The organism is Actinoplanes sp. URMC 104, from assembly GCF_051386375.1.
GTDB lineage: Bacteria > Actinomycetota > Actinomycetes > Mycobacteriales > Micromonosporaceae > Actinoplanes.
Window position 1 is genome coordinate 1,191,114 of the sequence record NZ_JBPQTO010000011.1, and the last position, 16,306, is coordinate 1,207,419.

General features: G+C 76.1%; 17 protein-coding genes. 9 read left to right on the plus strand and 8 right to left on the minus strand.

Features of this window, described 5'->3' with window-relative positions; all coding sequences use genetic code 11:
* Positions 1-88: 88 nt before the first annotated feature.
* Positions 89-598 (plus strand): hypothetical protein, encoded by a 510-nt coding sequence (locus tag ACSNN8_RS31285; RefSeq protein ID WP_436653569.1) that lies wholly within the window; start codon positions 89-91, stop codon positions 596-598.
* 26 nt (positions 599-624) lie between these two features.
* On the opposite strand, the gene ACSNN8_RS31290 is transcribed toward ACSNN8_RS31285, so the two are convergent.
* Together ACSNN8_RS31290 and ACSNN8_RS31295 are read right to left on the minus strand one after the other, a co-directional pair.
* Positions 625-1,251, minus strand: a complete 627-nt coding sequence (locus ACSNN8_RS31290) for a MarR family transcriptional regulator (protein WP_436653570.1) — start codon at positions 1,249-1,251, stop codon at positions 625-627.
* A 59-nt stretch (positions 1,252-1,310) separates the two neighbouring features.
* A complete protein-coding gene (locus ACSNN8_RS31295; protein ID WP_436653571.1) occupies positions 1,311-1,910 on the minus strand; it encodes a MarR family winged helix-turn-helix transcriptional regulator in 600 nt (199 codons plus the stop codon).
* A gap of 124 nt (positions 1,911-2,034) precedes the next feature.
* Between ACSNN8_RS31295 and ACSNN8_RS31300 the strand changes: the two genes are divergently transcribed.
* Positions 2,035-2,259 carry a zf-HC2 domain-containing protein gene (locus tag ACSNN8_RS31300; RefSeq protein WP_436653572.1) on the plus strand — a complete coding sequence of 75 codons (225 nt, stop codon included), beginning with the start codon at positions 2,035-2,037 and terminating at the stop codon, positions 2,257-2,259.
* Positions 2,260-2,336: 77 nt separating this feature from the next.
* Here the strand turns inward: ACSNN8_RS31300 and ACSNN8_RS31305 are convergent, their stop codons facing one another.
* Positions 2,337-2,885, minus strand: coding sequence for a carboxymuconolactone decarboxylase family protein (locus ACSNN8_RS31305; protein ID WP_436653573.1), 549 nt, complete (start codon positions 2,883-2,885; stop codon positions 2,337-2,339).
* A 138-nt stretch (positions 2,886-3,023) separates the two neighbouring features.
* Between ACSNN8_RS31305 and ACSNN8_RS31310 the strand changes: the two genes are divergently transcribed.
* The 6 genes from ACSNN8_RS31310 to ACSNN8_RS31335 all read left to right on the plus strand — a co-directional run bounded on the left by ACSNN8_RS31310 (position 3,024) and on the right by ACSNN8_RS31335 (position 11,572).
* Positions 3,024-3,413, plus strand: a complete 390-nt coding sequence (locus ACSNN8_RS31310; RefSeq protein ID WP_436653574.1) for an ankyrin repeat domain-containing protein — start codon at positions 3,024-3,026, stop codon at positions 3,411-3,413.
* Between the two features lie 106 nt (positions 3,414-3,519).
* Entirely contained in the window at positions 3,520-4,407 is an 888-nt protein-coding gene (locus ACSNN8_RS31315; protein WP_436653575.1) for an ABC transporter ATP-binding protein, read from the plus strand.
* The gene (locus tag ACSNN8_RS31320) at positions 4,404-5,078 is read left to right on the plus strand and encodes an ABC transporter ATP-binding protein (protein ID WP_436653576.1); all 675 of its coding nucleotides are present in this window, start codon (positions 4,404-4,406) and stop codon (positions 5,076-5,078) included. The genes ACSNN8_RS31315 and ACSNN8_RS31320 overlap by 4 nt, the downstream gene beginning before the upstream one ends.
* Before the next feature lie 7 nt (positions 5,079-5,085).
* Complete coding sequence (locus ACSNN8_RS31325; protein WP_436653577.1) at positions 5,086-8,235, plus strand: FtsX-like permease family protein; 3,150 nt, start codon at positions 5,086-5,088, stop codon at positions 8,233-8,235.
* 153 nt (positions 8,236-8,388) lie between these two features.
* Complete coding sequence (locus ACSNN8_RS31330) at positions 8,389-11,136, plus strand: FtsX-like permease family protein (RefSeq protein WP_436653578.1); 2,748 nt, start codon at positions 8,389-8,391, stop codon at positions 11,134-11,136.
* Between the two features lie 82 nt (positions 11,137-11,218).
* Positions 11,219-11,572 carry a helix-turn-helix domain-containing protein gene (locus ACSNN8_RS31335; protein WP_436653579.1) on the plus strand — a complete coding sequence of 118 codons (354 nt, stop codon included), beginning with the start codon at positions 11,219-11,221 and terminating at the stop codon, positions 11,570-11,572.
* Between the two features lie 4 nt (positions 11,573-11,576).
* Here ACSNN8_RS31335 and ACSNN8_RS31340 read toward each other — a convergent pair whose 3' ends face one another.
* From ACSNN8_RS31340 to ACSNN8_RS31355, 4 genes are all read right to left on the minus strand, one after another.
* Positions 11,577-12,191, minus strand: a complete 615-nt coding sequence (locus tag ACSNN8_RS31340) for a ClpP family protease (RefSeq protein ID WP_436653580.1) — start codon at positions 12,189-12,191, stop codon at positions 11,577-11,579.
* Positions 12,188-12,820, minus strand: a complete 633-nt coding sequence (locus ACSNN8_RS31345) for a ClpP family protease (RefSeq protein ID WP_436653581.1) — start codon at positions 12,818-12,820, stop codon at positions 12,188-12,190. Before ACSNN8_RS31345 ends, ACSNN8_RS31340 begins: the two co-directional genes overlap by 4 nt.
* 80 nt (positions 12,821-12,900) lie before the next feature.
* Positions 12,901-13,401: a hypothetical protein gene (locus ACSNN8_RS31350; RefSeq protein ID WP_436653582.1), complete on the minus strand. Its 501-nt coding sequence runs from the start codon at positions 13,399-13,401 to the stop codon at positions 12,901-12,903.
* A gap of 126 nt (positions 13,402-13,527) precedes the next feature.
* Positions 13,528-14,751 carry an MFS transporter gene (locus ACSNN8_RS31355; protein ID WP_436653583.1) on the minus strand — a complete coding sequence of 408 codons (1,224 nt, stop codon included), beginning with the start codon at positions 14,749-14,751 and terminating at the stop codon, positions 13,528-13,530.
* Positions 14,752-14,854: 103 nt separating this feature from the next.
* Here ACSNN8_RS31355 and ACSNN8_RS31360 point away from each other — a divergent pair, with 103 nt between their 5' ends.
* Positions 14,855-15,412: a pyridoxamine 5'-phosphate oxidase family protein gene (locus ACSNN8_RS31360; RefSeq protein WP_436653584.1), complete on the plus strand. Its 558-nt coding sequence runs from the start codon at positions 14,855-14,857 to the stop codon at positions 15,410-15,412.
* A gap of 5 nt (positions 15,413-15,417) precedes the next feature.
* Here the strand turns inward: ACSNN8_RS31360 and ACSNN8_RS31365 are convergent, their stop codons facing one another.
* On the minus strand, positions 15,418-16,164 hold the full coding sequence (locus ACSNN8_RS31365; protein WP_436653585.1) for an SDR family NAD(P)-dependent oxidoreductase: 747 nt from the start codon (positions 16,162-16,164) through the stop codon (positions 15,418-15,420).
* Positions 16,165-16,306: the final 142 nt, after the last annotated feature.

Here is a 16,306-nt window from a genome sequence, read left to right on the forward strand (position 1 = left end):
GAAAAAAGTGCCGCCCGGCACACAACCGTGATGGCGTCCCGGCCCGTTGGCCCTGCGAGACTCCACCACCGACACCGGGAGATACACCATGAAGAAGTCGATCGTCTCGCTGCTCGTCGTGGGCATCACCGGCGCCGCGACCGCCGCCACCTTCGTCGGCACCGCCGCCGCCCAGGAGCGGGTGGTCCCCGCCGCCGCCCCGGCCGCCGTCGCGCCCGCGGTGCGGGCGACGCCCCCGGCGATCGACGCCGGCAGCCCGGGCCTGACCTACCGGCAGAACGGCAAGGTCGTCACGGTGAAGAAGGGCTCCGCGTCCGTCGCCACGGTCACGCTGACCTCGGCCGACTACGCTTCGCGCTCCGCCGACGTGGTCCTGTCGGTCGCCGCGACCCGTCCGTTCACGGTGGACCCGGCGATGTTCACCCTCTACGACGCCGAGGGCTGGGAGAACGACGCCGCGCAGACCAAGCCCGTACGGTTCGGCGCCGGCACCGGCACGCTCAAGCTGACCTTCCCGCGGACCGCGGCGCGCCCCCTGGCGCTGGGCTGGGTGCCGCAGGAGGACGAGGCGGCGGCCGCCGTCTGGGAGCGCGACTGACCCCCGAAAGGGTGACAAGCCCGGCCTCAGGCGGCGGGCGTCTCGTGCTCGGGGCAGTCGGTCTGCAGGCCCGCCAGCGGCAACGGCGACTGGAGCAGGTCGCAGTGGTGCGGCGCGGCCGGGTCGGCGTGCCGGTCCGGGGTGAAGAAGCGGCAGGTCATGCAGGTGCGGGCGACGCTGATCGCGCCGCTGCGCTGCAGGTCGGCGATCAGCCGCAGCAGGTTGTGCAGCAGGACGACCCGGTCGTCCTCGGGCAGCTTGCCGACCGCGGTCAGCAGCGGCTGGTCCCACGAGGAGAGCTGCCGGGCCACCTCGCGGCCGCGCTCGGTCAGCGTGAGCCGCCGCCGGCGCCCGTCCGAGCCCGGGGAACGGCTCAGCAGCTGTTTGCGCTCGAGCGTCGAGACCGCGTCGGACATCGTCGGCGTGGTGATGCCGAACTCCGCGGCCAGCGCGTTGACCTCGCGCCGGGCGGCCGGACGGCGCCGCAGCGCCAGCACGATCTGCTGCTGCAGGGGCGAGAGGCCCTGGCCGCGCGCGCTCTGCTGGGCGAGGGTGCGCAGCCCGTTGCCCAGGCGCTCCACGGCGTCCGCGAGCCGCCCGTCGAGGCTGGCGAGCCGCCGGTCCAGGTCGTCGTCGACCTCATGCGCCGTCATCGCACCCGCCTCGTGATAGGAGTCCTACCATGCTACCCACGGGGCCGGCGGCGGCCCGGCTACGCGGTCTCGTGGTCGGGGCAGCTCACCCGCAGCTCCGCGTCGCCGAACGGCGCGTCGACGTAGTTGCAGTGATGCGGACGCCCGGTCTCCTCGGGGTGCGCGCGCGGCACGAAGAACCGGCACGTCAGGCACATCTGCGAGACCGGGATGGCGCGGCGGTCCTGCAGCTCGCGCATCAGCGTGGTGGTGCCGCGCAGCATCGCGGCGAAGTCCGGCCCCGACAGCGCGCCGAGGGCCCCGGTCAGCGTCTCGGACTGCGCGGTCAACCGGCCGGCCTCGGCGCGGCCCGCCTCGGTGAGCCCCAGCAGCTGCGCGCGGGCGTCGCCCGGGTCACGGGTCGCCTCGAGCAGCTCCTTCTTCCTCAGCACCTTCACGGCGTCGGAGACCGTGGGCGGCGTCGACGCCAGCGCCTCGACGATCTCGCCCTGGCGGACCGGGCGCGGCTTGGACTGCAGCAGCGTGACGATGTCGGCCTGCAACGGCGACAGGTTGTGCGGGCCGGCGTTGCGCCACGCCTCCATCCGCACGGCCTGCCCCAGCCGGGCGAGCCCGATCAGCAGCTGGTTGGCCGGCGGCGGTCCCGGTACCTGCGTCATGCGGACCGTCCCTTCCTCGTCCCGCCATCGTACGACTTTCTTGGCAGTGACAAATAAGTGTCGCGGTAGGCTCCCGCCCGCGGGGCGACGACCACGCAGGGGACGCCGGGGGGGGTGGGTGCACGTGGCCGAGGAAGCGGGCGAGCCGCACGTCGCCGGCCTGCTCGCCCTGTATTACGCGGACGCGCTGGACGCGTCCGAGGGCGCGCGCGTCGAGCGGCACCTGGCGGTGTGCGACGCGTGCCGTGGCGCAGCCTCGGAGGCGGCGGAGACCGTCGCCGCGCTGGAGTTGCTGACGCCGGAGGACAAGCTGGCGCTCTCCCGCGAAGATCCACCGCCACCGCACTGAGCGCGCCGCGGGGCACTCCCACGGCAGCGGGCCCGGCCCGGACGGCCCGGTCGGGGCGTCCGGGCCGGGCCCGTGCGTCAGTCGCGCAGGGTGACGCCCTCGACCGCGGGGAAGTCCAGCGTGGTCTGGCCCACCGAGTTGAAGTAGTTGGTGAACGTGTTGAGCGCGACCGCCGCCACGATCTCGCCGATCTCGCCGTCGTCGTACCCGGCCGCGCGGACCTTGTCCACCTCGGCGTCGCTCACGAAGCCCTTGCTCGCGATGATCTGCTTGGCGAACGTCAGCGCCGCCTCCACCTTGGGGTCCGACGCCTGCGCGCTGCGCCCGGCGACCAGGTCCTCCTGCGACACGCCCGCCCGGGCGCCCAGCACGGTGTGCGCGGCCAGGCAATAGCCGCACTCGTTCTCCACCGCCGCGGTCAGCGCGATCTGCTCCTGCACCGCGTGCGGCAGCCGGCCCTTGGACAGCGCGCCCGAGAACTGCAGGTACGCGTCCAGCACCGCCGGCGAGTTCGCCATCGCCCGCATCATGTTGGGCGTCACCCCCAGCGCCCTCTCCACCCGGCCCAGCAACGTGCGGGCCTGACCCTCGGCGGCGGCGGGGTCGACAGCAGCGATCCGAGACATCTCAGCACTTCCTTCGCTTCGTTCCGGCATATCATTTGGCAGTGCCAACTATTGTCCCGAGGGGTCCACGGGGCAACCCCCGGCCGCTATGGCCTGGAGCACACCCGGTCCGGGGCGGGGCACCGGTACGATCCGGGCGTGGCTGAGCTGGATGACGAGACGATCGCGTACGCCCATCGCATGTTCGACCTGGCGCGGTCCGGCGGCACCGAGGAGCTGGCCGGCAACGTCATCGCGGGCCTGCCTGCCGACCTCACCAACGACAAGGGCGACACGCTGCTGATCCTCGCGGCGTACCACAACCACGTCGACACGGTGGCCGCGCTGCTGGAGCAGGGCGCCGACCCCAACCGGGTCAACGACCGGGGCCAGTCCGCGCTGTCGGCCGCGGTCTTCCGCCAGAACCCCGAGACCGTGAAGACGCTGCTGGCCGCGGGCGCCGACCCGAACGGCGGCACCCCGTCGGCGGTCGCCACGGCGGAGTACTTCAAGCTGCCCGAGATGGCGGAGCTGTTGCGCGGCGAGTGACGGGCCGGACGGAGTTGCGGCCTTGCGATCGATCGTTATCCTGGGGACCCCGGCGCGCCGGGTGACGGCCTGCCTGTCGTGTGGCGTGGCACGACGGAGGTGAGCAATGCCGGCGGCAACCGAGTTCGGCGCGGGCGCGCTGATCGCGTGCGAGAGCCTCGTGCGCATCTACCAGTCGGGGCCGGTGGAGGTCCAGGCGCTGCAGGGCCTCGACCTGGTCGTCGAGCGGGGCGAGATGGTGGCGGTCGTCGGCGCCTCCGGGTCGGGCAAGTCGACGCTGCTCTCGATCCTCGCCGGGGTGGACGCGCCGACCGCCGGACGCGCCCGGGTCGACCGGTGGAATCTGCTTTCGATGTCGCGCGCCGACCGGGTGCACTACCGGCGGCACACGGTCAGCTTCGTGCGGCAGCAGACCGCGAGCAACCTCATCCCGTACCTGACCGCGCGGCAGATGGTCGACCTGCCGATGACGGCCGCCCGCACGCCGGCCGACGTCCGCAGGCGGCGCGCCGGTGAGCTGCTCGAGACGCTCGGCGTCGCCGACTGCGCCGACCGGCGGCCCGATCAGCTCTCCGGCGGGCAGCAGCAGCGCGTCGCCATCGCGGTCGCGCTCGCCAACCAGCCGCACGTGCTGCTCGCCGACGAGCCCACCGGCGAGCTCGACACCGCGACCTCGGCCGAGGTGTTCGGCGCGCTGCGCGCGGTCAACCGCGACCTCGGCGTCACCGTGGTGGTCGTGACCCACGACCCCACGGTGAGCGGCCAGGTCGAGCGGACCGTGGCGATCCGCGACGGGCGCACCAGCAGCGAGGTGCTGCGCCGCACCGCGACGGCCGACGACGGCGGCACCCACGTGATCGCCGAGGAGTACGCCGTGATGGACCGCGCCGGGCGCATCCAGGTGCCCCGCGACTACCGCGAGGCGCTCGCGCTCACCCGGCGGGTGCGGCTGGCGCTCGAGCCCGACCACATCACGATCCGGCCCGACGCATGAGCTCGCTGCTGGCCGTACGGGGCGTGAACCGTACGTTCGGATCCGGCCCGTCCGCCGTGCACGCCCTGCGCGACGTGACGTTCGAGGTCGAGCCCGGCACGATGGTGGCCGTGGTGGGCCGTTCCGGCTCCGGCAAGACCACGCTGCTCAACGTGATCGGCGGGCTCGACCGCCCGGACTCCGGCTCGGTCGTGGTCGACGGGCAGGAGGTCACCGGCCTCGACGAGGACGGCCTGTCCCGCCTGCGCCGCGACAAGGTCTCGTACGTCTTCCAGACCTTCGGCCTGATCCCGGTGCTGTCCGCCGCCGAGAACGTGGGCGTGCCGCTGCGCCTGGCCAAGGCCGAGCCGCGCGAGCGCGAGCGCCGCGTCCGGCTGCTGCTCGAGCTCGTGGGCCTCAGCGACCACGCCGAGCAGCGGCCCGGCGAGCTGTCCGGCGGCCAGCAGCAGCGGGTGGCGATCGCCCGCGCCCTGGCCGCCTCGCCCCGGCTGCTGGTCGCGGACGAGCCGACCGGCCAGCTCGACGCCGAGACCGGCCTGTCGGTGATGGCGCTGCTGCGCGGGGTGGTGGAGTCCGAGGGCGTCACGGCCGTGGTCGCCACCCACGACCCGGTGATGATGGAGCTGGCCGACCGCGTGATCCGCATCGGCGACGGGCGGGTGCAGCCGTGACCGGGCCGTGCTGAGGCTGGTCCTCCGGCGGGCGCGCGCGCAGTGGCCGCTGCTGGCGTCGCTGCTGACGATCCTGGTGATCGGGACGACCCTGCTCGGCACGTGCGCGCTGCTGGTCACCCGCACCTCGCAGCGGGCCGTGGAGGTCGCCGCGTCCCGGGCCGCCCCGGACGACGTCACGGTCACCGCGTACCTGGGCAGCATGTCGGCGGCGGACGCGAGGTCGGTGGCCGCCGACACCCGCGGCGTGCTGGCCACGGCGGTGGCGCCCTTCTCCGCGACCACGACTACGCGCGCGTCCTCGGAGCTGCGGCTGCTGCCGGTGGCGGACACCACCTCGGGGGCCGCCAAGGGCGGCGGCTACCTGTCCGGCCTCGACGACCTCCCGGCACGCGCCGCGCTGGTGGCCGGCCGCTGGCCGCGCGCGGCGACCCGGGCGGGCGGGCAGGAGACCGCCGTCCTGCAGAGCACCGCACGGCTGCTGGGGCTCAAGGTCGGCAGCCGGGTCCGCCTGGGCTCCGAGCTGGGCCGCTCGCCGAAGCCCGGCCTGGACCTGACGGTGGTCGCCGTGGTCCGGCCGCTGCAGGACGCGGGCTGGGACCGCGATCCGCTCGGCGGCGCCGGCTACGACCCCGATCCGGTCGAGAGCACGTCCGCGCGCCCGATGCACGCGTACGGCCCGTTCCTGATCGAGCTCGGCACGCTGCTGTCCGGCGGTTCCGCGATCAGCCGGCTCGAGATCACCGCCCGGCCGGACCTGTCCGCGCCCACCCGCCCCGGCCTGGACCGGATGACGACGTCGCTGCTGGGCGCGGACCGCCGGTTGCAGGGCACGCTCGGCGAGCGGGTCGACTTCCTGCGGGTCGCGTCCCAGCTCCCCCAGGTGCTGCTGCGGTCCCGCGAGCAGCAACAGCTCACCTCGGGGACCGTGCTCGCGCTGACGCTGATCGGCCTGGCGCTGACGGCGATCGCGCTGACTTTGGCGGGACGGCTGTCGACCGGGGTCCGTACCGCCGAATCCGATCTGCTGACCGCGCTCGGCACCAGCCGGGGCCAGTTCACCGCGGTGGCCGCCGCCGAGGCGGGCGCGGTCGCGGCGGTGGCCGTCGCGCTCGCCGTGCCCCTGTCCTCGCTGCTGTACGCCGGGCTGACCCGCGTGCCGCCGCTGTCCGGCGCGGGGCTGACCGCCCCGGTCACCGTCAGCGGCGTCCAGGTCCTGGTGGTGGTCTGCGGGGCCGTGGCGCTGGCCGCCCTGCTCGTCGGGATGGCCGCGCGCCCGGCGGCCGGGGCCGGGGACCGCCGCCACCGCGAGCTGCTGGCCCGCTCGGGCGCCGACGTGCTGCTGCTCGGGCTGGCCGCGGTCGGCTGGTGGCAGCTGCACGACCAGCCCGCCGCCGCCGGCTACCGGGCCGATGCCGTACGGGTCCTCGCCCCCACGCTGATCCTCGCCGCGGGGTCGGCGCTGACGCTGCGCCTCGTGCCGCCGCTGCTGCGCGGCCTGGAACGGCTGGCGTCGCGGGCCCGCGGGTTCACGCTGCCGCTTGCCGCCGCCGGGGCCGCGCGCCGCCCGCAGGCGCTCGCCGCCGGTCTGCTGATCTGCCTCGGCTGCGCGGCGGCGACGTTCGGCACGGCGTTCGGGTCGACCTGGAACACCTCCCAGCACGACCAGGCGGACCTGTCCGTGGGCACCGACCTGGCGCTCGCGCTCACCGCCGCGCCGGTCACCGGGCAGAGCGCGACCGTCGGCGCCGCCACCGGCGGGGTGATCAGCCCGGTCGCCGAGCAGAACATCGTGGTCGGGCAGTGGCTCGGCGACGCCTCCTCCTCGCCCGCGATGGTCGCCGTCGACACCCGCGAGGCGGGATCGCTGCTGCGCGGACGGGTCGGGCACGGCGACGGCTGGGCCGGCGTGACCCGGACGCTGGCCCCGCCCGCCGTGGTGAGCGGCGTCGCCCTGCCCGAGGGCAGCACGCCGGTGCTCACCGGCTCGACCTCCGGCACCCTGCCCGTGTTCGTCACCCCCCAGCTGCTGCTCGAGGACGGCACCGGGCTGCGTACGACGTGCGCCGGCGCCACCGTGCCGCTGGACGGCCGCGCCCACCCCGTGCGCGGCTGCGCGCCGATGCCCGGGCTGCGGCTGATCGGCGTCACGCTGCCGGTGACCGGTGAGACCGGCATCCAGTACGTGACCCGGCTCGACGCGACGATGACCCTGCCCGCGCCGTCCGCGTCCGCGTGGAACGGGCAGTCCGCCTCGCCGGCGTCCAAGCAGCTGGTCGACCCGGCCGCCGCGGTCAGCGGCACCCGGCTGCGGCTGGGCGCGACGGTGAGCTTCGCCGACCCCGCGCCCTCGAGCCGCGTGCTGGTCGCCACGGCGTTCGCCGACCCCGGCCCGGTGCCGGTCGTCGTGTCGTCCCGGCTGGCCGCCGAGGTCGGCGCGCGCCGCGGGTCCGCGCTCTCGTTCGTCGTGGACCAGACGCCCGTGGACGCCACCGTCGCCGAGGTGGTGGCCGAGGTGCCGTCGGCGCCCGGCGGGGCCACGCTGCTGGCCGACCTCGACTGGCTGACCCGGGCCATGGCCGTGCGCGGCAACGCCGACTCCCCGGTGACCGGCTGGTGGGTCGGCGAGCCGGCGCGGGCGGACGCCGCCGAGCGGCTGGGCGGGCTGCATCTCGGCGCCGTGACGACCCGCGCGGGCGAGGCCGAGCGCCTGACCGGCAGCCCCCTGCGGGCCTCGTTCCCGGCCGTGCTGCGCGTGCTCGTCGTCGCCGCGGTCGTGCTGCTGCTCGGCGGGGTGCTGCTCCAGGTCACGTACGACATGCAGTTACGCGCCGTCGAGGTGGCCCGGCTGCGCGGCCTGGGGGTGTCGCGGCGCGGCATCCGGGCCGCGCTGCTGGGTGAGCACGCCGTGATCGTGCTGCCGCTGCTGGCCGCGGGCGCCGCGGTCGGCGCGGTCGCCACCTGGCTGATCGCGCCGCTGCTGATCCGCTCGGACACCGGCGCGGCCGCGGTGCCCGCCGCCGTGGCGCACTGGCCGTGGGCCGCCGAGGGGCTGCTGCTCGCGGGGCTGGTGGGCGCGTTCGCGCTGGCCGCGGGCACCGCGGTCGCCGTGCAGGCCGGCCGGGCGGACGCCGCGCACCTGCGGGTGGCGTCGTGAGGGCAGTGCAAGCCGGCCGGGCGGACGCCGCGCACCTGCGGGTGGCGTCGTGAGAAGTGCAAGCCGGCCGGGCGGACGCCGCGCACCTGCGGGTGGCGTCGTGAGGGCAGTGCGGGCGGTCCGGGCGGATGCCGTGCCTCCGGGAGTGGCGTCGTGAGGGCCGTGCGCGCGCTGGGCCGGCTCGTGGGCCGCTACCTGCCGGCGGTGCACTGGCCCAGCATCCGGGGCCGGGCCCGCGCCGACGCCGGCCCGCTGGCGCTGGTGGCGTGCGTCGTCGGGATCGTGGCCCTGCTCGCCGGCGCCACGCCCCCGCTGCTGCGCTCGACCTCCGACGACGCCACCCGCGAGGCGGTCCGCCGCGCGGCCGACGACGCCGCCGTCCGGGTGGGGGCGGAGTGGGGCGACGACTACGGGCCCACCGGCGGCCGCATCCGCAGCCCGCTGCTGGCCGACGACGTGGCGGGCATCAGCTCGCGGGCCCGCGACGAGCTCGACCCGGCCCTGCGGTCCGCGCTGCGGGCGCCGATCGGCCGGGTCTCGAGCCCCTCGCTGGCGATCACCGACGGCAGCGTCCAGCGCCGCCTGCAGCTGGAGTACCTGCACACCGAGTCGGGCGGCCCCGCGGTCACCTGGGTCGCGGGCCGCGCGCCGGGCCCGGCCACCGCCGACGAGTTCCGCGAGGTGCCGCTCAACGGCCCCCCGTGGCCGGTCCAGGTCGGGCTCTCCGAGGCGGCCGCGACGGCGCTGCGCGTGCGCCCCGGCGACCGGGTCCCCGTGCAGGACGAACGCCGTACGCCCTACGACGTCCGGGTCGCCGGCATCTTCCGGCCGGTGGACGCGGGCGACCCCGCGTGGCAGCTCGCCCCCTGGCTGCTGCGGGCCGCCGCCAACCGCGACGGGCTGGGCAGCACCCGGTTCGGCGCCCTGCTCTCCGCCAAGTCCCTGCCCGACGCCCGGCTGGCCTTCCGCGCCGACCAGCTGACCCGCACGGTCCGCTTCGACGCCGACCCGGACGTCCTGACGTGGGACAGGGCGCAGGCGCTGGCCGCCGCCGTGGCGGCGCTCAAGGGCAGCTCCGCCGTCTCGGCCGAGCGCGATCAGTCGCTCAAGTGGGCCACGCAGCTCGACACTGTGCTGCGCGACCTGCGGGCCCAGATCGCGACCGCCACGGCGCAGGCCTCCGTGCTGCTGATCGCCGTGCTGGCCGGCGCGCTGCTGGTGGTCGCGCTGGCCGCGGACCTGCTGACCCGGCGCCGCGCGACGGCCCTGACCACGGCCCGCCACCGGGGCGCCTCGCTGCCTGCCGTCGCCACCGAGCTGGCCGTCGAGTCGGTGGCGGTGACCGTGCCCGCCGCCGCGCTCGGGCTCCTGCTCAGCCTGGCCGTCACCGGCGGGGCCTCGCTGGGCTGGGTGCTACCGTTCCTGGCGATCGCGGCCTGCGCCGGCCCCGTCTTCGGCACCCGGGCCGCCGCCCGGGCCACGCGCGACCGGCGGGTGCCCGCCAACCGCAGCGCCCGCCGGTGGCTGCTGCGCACCGGGCTGCTGCGGCGCGCCGCGGTCGACCTGGCCGTCCTGCTGCTCGCGGCCGGCGCGCTCGTCGCGCTGCGCCAGCGGGGCATCGCGACCGGCACCGAGGGCGACGCGGGGCTGCCCGCCGCGGCGCCCACGCTCGTTGCGCTGGCCGCGTCGCTGCTGCTCGTCCGGCTGCTGCCGCGGGGCACCGGGGCCGCGCTCCGGCTCGCCCTGCGCTCGCGGCGCCCGCTGGTGCTGTTCGCCGCCGCGCGGGCCGCCGCGACCTCGGCGCGGGCCCTGCCCGCCCTGGCCCTGATCAGCGCCGTCGCGCTCGCGTCGTACGCGTTCACGCTGCACGCCACGGCCGAGCGGGGCCTGTCCGCGGGCGCCTGGCAGACCGTCGGGGCCGACGCCCGCATCGACCTCGGCCCCGACGCCCTGGACCCCACCGCCGAGGTCGCCCGCCGGGTCGCCGCCGCGCCCGGCGTGCGGCACGCCGTCGCCGCCCAGGTGAGCGACGCCACCGGCTTCATCGCGGACAGCACCTCGCTGACCGCCCGGCTCGTCGTCGTGGACACCGCGGCGTGGCGCGCGCTGCTCGCCGACACTCCCCTGCCCGTGCCGCCCGGCCCGGCCGGCGGCCGGCCCGGCAAGCTGCCGGCGCTGGTCCGCATCGCCGACCGCAGCCTCGTGCCCGGCATGGACTTCACGCTCCCTCGCCGCGGCAACCCCGCGATCGCCCTGACCGCGACCGGCGCTGCCCCGGCGCTCGGCGCGGGCGAGGACGACGTGATCGTGGTGGACGCGGCGGCGGCCACGGCGGCCGGCTGGGAGTTCGAGCCGGACACGGTCTGGGCGACCGGCCCCGGCGCGACCCGGGCGATCGCGGCGACCGGCGCCGACGGCCGGCTGACGGCCCGCGCGGACGTGCTCGACGAGCGCCGCACGGCGCCGCTGACCGCCGGGCTCGTCCGGCTGTACCTGGGCGCCGCCGCGATCCTGCTCGCGCTGGGGCTGCTCGGCTTCGCGCTCGCCGCGGCGGCCGGCGCCCCGGACCGCTGGGTGACACTGGCCCGGCTGCGCACGCTGGGCCTGCGCCCCCGCGACGGCCGGCGCGTCGCCGCCGGCGAGCTGCTCCCGGCCGTGGTGGCGGCCGCGGTGTGCGGCCCGCTGCTGGGCGCGCTGCTCACCCGGCTCACGCTGGGGCCGCTGGCCCTGGGCGTGCTCACCGGCCAGGCCACCGCGCCCGCGACGGTCGTGCCGTGGTGGCTGATCGGGCTGGTGACGGTCGCCGCGCTGGCGGCGGGCGTGGTCGCCGTGGTGACGGCCGAGTCGCTCGCCCGGCAGCGCCGCCGGCTCGGCGACGTGCTGCGCGTCGGCGACAGCTGACCGGCGCGGCAACCCTTCAGCCCACGGCGGAACCGGGGTTTCCCGGGTATCGGCGGCGGCCCCGCTTGATTACGGTCGGCTCATGACGGACACCTCGCGACGGACCCGGCCCCTGCTGCGCACGGTCGTCGGCGAGGTGCTGCGGCGCCACCGGCAGCAGCAGCGGCGCACGCTGGCCGAGGTGGCCCGCGAGGCGTGCGTCTCGGTGCAGTACCTCTCCGAGGTCGAGCGCGGCCGCAAGGAGCCCAGCTCCGAGATCCTGGCGGCCGTCTGCGACTCGCTGCGCGTCGACCTGGCCGACCTGCTGGCCGAGGTGGGGCGCGATCTGACGACCGACCGCGCCCCCGTGCTGCGGCTCGACGCCGCCCGCCTGCGCCGCGCCGCCCGGCCCGCGGGGACCACGCGCCCGGGCGACGTCTTCCTGCTGGCGGCGTGAGGGGTCAGGCCGCGCCCAGCCGGTACGCGCGGGGCTCGCGCCGGGTGATCACGCGGTCGGCGAGGCCGTACGCGACCGCGTCCGCCGCCGACAGCGTCATGCTGCGGTCGGTGTCCGCCCGGATCTGCGCCACCGGATGACCGGTGTGCTCGGCGAGGATGCGGTCCATCTCGGCGCGCACCTTCGCCACCTCCTTGGCCTCCACGGCCAGGTCCGGCAGCGTGCCGCGGGCCTGGCTGGACGGCTGGTGCAGGGTCACCCGCGCGTGCCGCAGCACCGAGCGCTTGCCCGGCGTGCCCGCCGCGAGCAGCGCGGCCGCCGCCGAGGCCGCCTGCCCGACGCAGATCGTCGCGATGTCGCAGCGGACGAAGTGCATGGTGTCGTAGATCGCGGTGAGCGCGCTGAACGAGCCGCCCGGCGAGTTGATGTAGAGCCCGATCTCCTGCTCCCCCGAGGACTCCAGGTGCAGCAGCTGGGCGATCACCACGTTGGCGACGCCGTCGTCGATCTCGGTGCCGAGGAAGATGATGCGGTCGGCCAGCAGCCGGGAGTAGACGTCGAAGGCGCGCTCGCCGTTGGGCGTCTTCTCCACCACGGTGGGGATCGTGTACTGGCTCATGCACTCAGCCCCATCGGCCGGCGGGACAGCGCCGGGCGGACGTCGTCCACGCTGTCGAGGATGTGGTCGATGAGCCCGTACGCCCGGGCCTCCTCGGCGGTGAACCAGCGGTCGCGGCGGCTGTCGCGTTCGACCGTCTCGATCGGCTGCCCGGTGTGCTCGGCGGTCAGCCGCAGCAGCGTGCGGCCCAGCCGCTCGAGCTGGTTGGCGTAGATCTCCACGTCGGCCGCGGTTCCCCCGAAGCCGGCCGAGCCCTGGTGCATCAGGACCTGGGCGTGCGGCAGCGCGAACCGCTTGCCCGGGGTGCCGGCCGACAGCAGGAACTGCCCCATGCTGCCGGCCAGCCCCAGCGCCAGCGTGCTCACGTCGTTCGGGATCAGCCGCATGGTGTCGTAGATGGCCAGCCCGGCGGTGACCGACCCACCGGGCGAGTTGATGTAGAGGCTGACGGCCCCGCGCGGGTCCTCGGCGGACAACAGCAGCAGCTGCCCGCAGAGCCGGTTGGCGATCTGGTCGTCGACCTCGGCGCCGAGCACGATGATGCGCTGGTGCAGCAGCCGGGCGGCCACCTGGTCGTCGATGGACCCCGCGCTCCACGGGGCCGGTGCTGCGGCGGCGGCAAGGTGCATGGTGTTCTCCTCGGGGCAGAGCCGGACGTTCGGGCTCCACCATCGGACCGCGGACGGCGGCGCACCAAGCCGATCTGCTGTCAGCAGAGATCCGACCGTACGGTGCCACTGCCGTCGGCGAGCAGCGTCGCGATGCGCGGTCCGGTCGTCGCCACCTCGGCGATGCCCGCGACGCCGGCCGGGAACGCGCCGGTCAGCGCGCCGTCCCGGTACTGCAGGACGTCGCCGGCGCGCAGGATGCCGACCCGCTTGACGGTCGCGGTGGACGCCGGCGTGCTGCTGCACCCAAGTCCCCGCGGCGAGCGTGCCCTCCTTGACGTACGCCTGGCCGGTCGTCGGCACGACGCCGATCCGGCTGCCGTCCAGCACGAGCTGCTTGACGTTCGTCGCCTGAAGGACCCAGGGGCGTGCAGCCCGCCCTCGTCGACGTAGGCGTTGCCGTCGCGGGTGAGCATGCCGACGCGGGAGTTGGTGACCGCCATCCGGACGACGTCCGGATCCACGTCGTGCTGCCCCCTACGCAGGAACGCGCGGACCGTGGCGGCGTCACCGGTCAGCGCCGCCCGGGCCGCGGCGGCCACCTGCCGCTGCCCGCGGCGGCGATGCCCGCTCGCGCCGGTGGCGCCGCGGACGAGACGCCCGGCGCTGCCGCGGTGAAGGCGGCCCGGCCGGCGGGCTATCCGGTCGGCGACGCGTTGGCGGGCCGGCTATCCGGTCGGCGACGCGTTGGCGGGCTCGCTGTCCGGTTGGCGACGCGCCGGCCGGCGAGGGCGCCGGGCCAGCGGCGCGGCGGCCAGGCAGGTTCCCGCGAGCAGCAGGCCCCACGACGCCGTGAAGCCGCCGGTCGTGTCGCGCAGGAGGCCCAGCAGCGGCGGAACCAGCACGATGGCGACCTGGTTGACGGCCATCGCCAGGCCGAGGGCGAAGCCGGTGCGGCCCGCCGGCGCGGCCTCGGTCACCAGCGCGACCCAGGGGCCGTACCAGCCGATGCCGAAGAAGCCGAGCCAGACGAACACGGCGGCCGCGGCGACGGGTGAGCCGCCCGCCGGGGTCACCAGCACCACCAACGCGCCGGCGACCGCGAGCAGGCTGCCGGTCACGACGCTCTGGCGGGAGGTCCGCGCGCGGTCGCTGAGCGCGGCGAGCAGGATCCGGCCGGCCACGCCGGCGGCCTGGGCCGCCACCAGCACGGCCGCGGCCCGGCCCGGCGACAGCCCGGCCTGCTCGTGCAGGTGCAGCACCGTCAGCAGGCCGAGGCCGGTCTGCACGCAGATGAGGCTGACACCGCAGGCCAGCGCCCGCCGCATCGCCGGGTCGCGCAGCAGCACCAGCCGCCGGCCGGCGACGCGCTGGACGGCCGCGCGCTCCGGCGGCCGGCGGTAGACGGTGACGAACAGCAGCGCGCCCAGCAGGGCGACGGCGCCGCCGGTCGCCAGCGTGGGACGCCAGCCGAGGGCTGCGCCGACCGCGGGCAGCGTGGCGGAGGCGAGCGCGGCGCCGAGCGGCAGGCCCGCCTGGCGGATCCCCATCGCCGTTCCGCGGCGGGACGTGTCGAACCAGGAAGCCACCGACTTGCTGCCCCCGGGCTGCACGGTGCTGTACCCGGCGCCGACCACCAGCAGCACGCCGAGCAGCGCCGCGTACCCGGGAGCGAACGTGCCCGCGAGCAGCGCGACCCCGACCATCCCGGCCCCCGCGCCGACCACCCAGCGTTCGTCGAAGCGGTCGAGCAGTTCCCCGGCGACGAGCAGCCCGGCCAGCGGCGCGAGCTGGGCGGCCGACACCAGCAGGCCGAGCTGGGTCGCGCTCAGCCCCAGGTCGCGCTGCAGCTGGACGCCGAGCGCGCCGATGCCCTGCACGAAGAACCCGGCCGCGGCCTGGGTGAAGGTCGCCACCGCGAGCACGACCCAGCGGAACCGTTCGCTGCGCATGGATCGACCGTGCGGTAAGGGTCCTGCACAGATCAACCCTTACATCCGCCGGGAGTGACGCGCGTCGCACTCCTGACCGGCGCCGGCGGGGCAGGATCGGGACATGAAGGTTCACGAACGGATCGACGGGCGGCTGCGGACCTTCATCGAGGCGCAGCCGATGTTCTTCGTGGCCACCGCGCCCAGCGGGCCGGACGGGCACGTCAACGTGTCCCCCAAGGGCATGGCCGGCACGTTCGTGGTGCTCGGCGAGCACCGCGTGGCCTACCTGGACTACCACGGCAGCGGCGCCGAGACGATCGCGCACCTGAGCGAGAACGGGCGGATCACGCTGATGTTCTGCGCGTTCCAGGGCCCGCCCAACATCGTCCGGCTGCACGGTCACGGCCGGGCGGTGCCGGTCACCGACCCCGCGCACGCCGACCTGCTGGCGCTGTTCCCCTCGCCGCCGGACACCCACGGCGTACGGTCGGTCATCGACATCACGGTCGAGCGGGTCAGCGACTCGTGCGGCTACTCGGTGCCGCTCATGTCCTACGAGGGCGACCGCGACCTGCTGATCCGCTCCCACGAGCGGCGCACCGACGACGACCTCGCGGAGTACCGCCGCCGCAAGAACGCCGTCAGCATCGACGGCCGCCCCGTCTTCGCGGACTCCTGACCCGCTCAGCCGGCCGGCTCGCCCGGCTCGGTCAGCTCCGCCTGCTCCGGCCCGAACGGGATGTCGATGCGCTCCTCGCCCGTGCGCAGCGCCCGCAGGATGACCCGCCCGACGTACTCCGGGCTGTGCGCGACGACGCCGGTGTCCCCCAGCGGCGCGCCCGAGGAGTACCGGCCGCCGCCGAACTCGGTGGCGGTGATCGAGGGCAGCACCAGCGACACGTCGATGCCGTCCGCCGCGAACTCCTTGCGAGCCACCGCGGTGAGCATGTTGACCGCCGCCTTCGACGCCGCGTAGCCGCCCACGCCCGGCATCGCCCCGCGGGTCGTGCCCGAGCTGACCGTCACGATCCGCCCGGCCCGCTGCTCGCGCATCACCGGCAGCACCGCCTGCAGAGCGGTGACCACGCTGACCACGTTGAGGTTCAGCAGCTCCAGGTACGCGGCGGGGTCGACGTCCTCGATCCGGTGGTGAAAGCTCGCCCCCGCGTTGACGACCAGCCCGTCCACCCGCCCGTGCCGCTCCAACGCCGCCCGCACCAGCGCGTGCACCTGCCCGGGGTCGGTCACGTCGGTCGGCACTGCCAGCGCCCCGCCCAGCTCCTCCCCGAGCGCCGCCAGCCGCTCCGCCCGCCGGGCCGCGAGCACCGGCCGGGCCCCCGCCTCGTGCAGCAGCCGGGCGGTGGCCTCCCCGATGCCGGAGGAGCTGCCGGTGACGACGACGACCTTGCCGGTCAGTTCGGATGCAGGCACCCACCCATTGTCGCGCGCCACCGGACCGGGCGCGCCCCTACCGCACATCCACCGGGGCCGAAAAGGGGGCGCCGGCGAGCCGCTCGGTGGAACTCCAGCCTGGTCAACAGGCCCCTGGCCCGCACCGGGGAGGGTGTGTCAC

Bases quoted from the DNA above. Each gene is read 5' to 3' on its own strand.
- ACSNN8_RS31360 (WP_436653584.1), top strand. From the start codon at position 14,855: ATGAAGGTTCACGAACGGATCGACGGGCGGCTGCGGACCTTCATCGAG.
- ACSNN8_RS31305 (WP_436653573.1), bottom strand. From the start codon at position 2,885: ATGTCTCGGATCGCTGCTGTCGACCCCGCCGCCGCCGAGGGTCAGGCC.
- ACSNN8_RS31340 (WP_436653580.1), bottom strand. From the start codon at position 12,191: ATGAGCCAGTACACGATCCCCACCGTGGTGGAGAAGACGCCCAACGGC.
- ACSNN8_RS31290 (WP_436653570.1), bottom strand. From the start codon at position 1,251: ATGACGGCGCATGAGGTCGACGACGACCTGGACCGGCGGCTCGCCAGC.
- ACSNN8_RS31285 (WP_436653569.1), top strand. From the start codon at position 89: ATGAAGAAGTCGATCGTCTCGCTGCTCGTCGTGGGCATCACCGGCGCC.
- ACSNN8_RS31320 (WP_436653576.1), top strand. From the start codon at position 4,404: ATGAGCTCGCTGCTGGCCGTACGGGGCGTGAACCGTACGTTCGGATCC.
- ACSNN8_RS31335 (WP_436653579.1), top strand. From the start codon at position 11,219: ATGACGGACACCTCGCGACGGACCCGGCCCCTGCTGCGCACGGTCGTC.
- ACSNN8_RS31345 (WP_436653581.1), bottom strand. From the start codon at position 12,820: ATGCACCTTGCCGCCGCCGCAGCACCGGCCCCGTGGAGCGCGGGGTCC.
- ACSNN8_RS31295 (WP_436653571.1), bottom strand. From the start codon at position 1,910: ATGACGCAGGTACCGGGACCGCCGCCGGCCAACCAGCTGCTGATCGGG.
- ACSNN8_RS31315 (WP_436653575.1), top strand. From the start codon at position 3,520: ATGCCGGCGGCAACCGAGTTCGGCGCGGGCGCGCTGATCGCGTGCGAG.
- ACSNN8_RS31355 (WP_436653583.1), bottom strand. From the start codon at position 14,751: ATGCGCAGCGAACGGTTCCGCTGGGTCGTGCTCGCGGTGGCGACCTTC.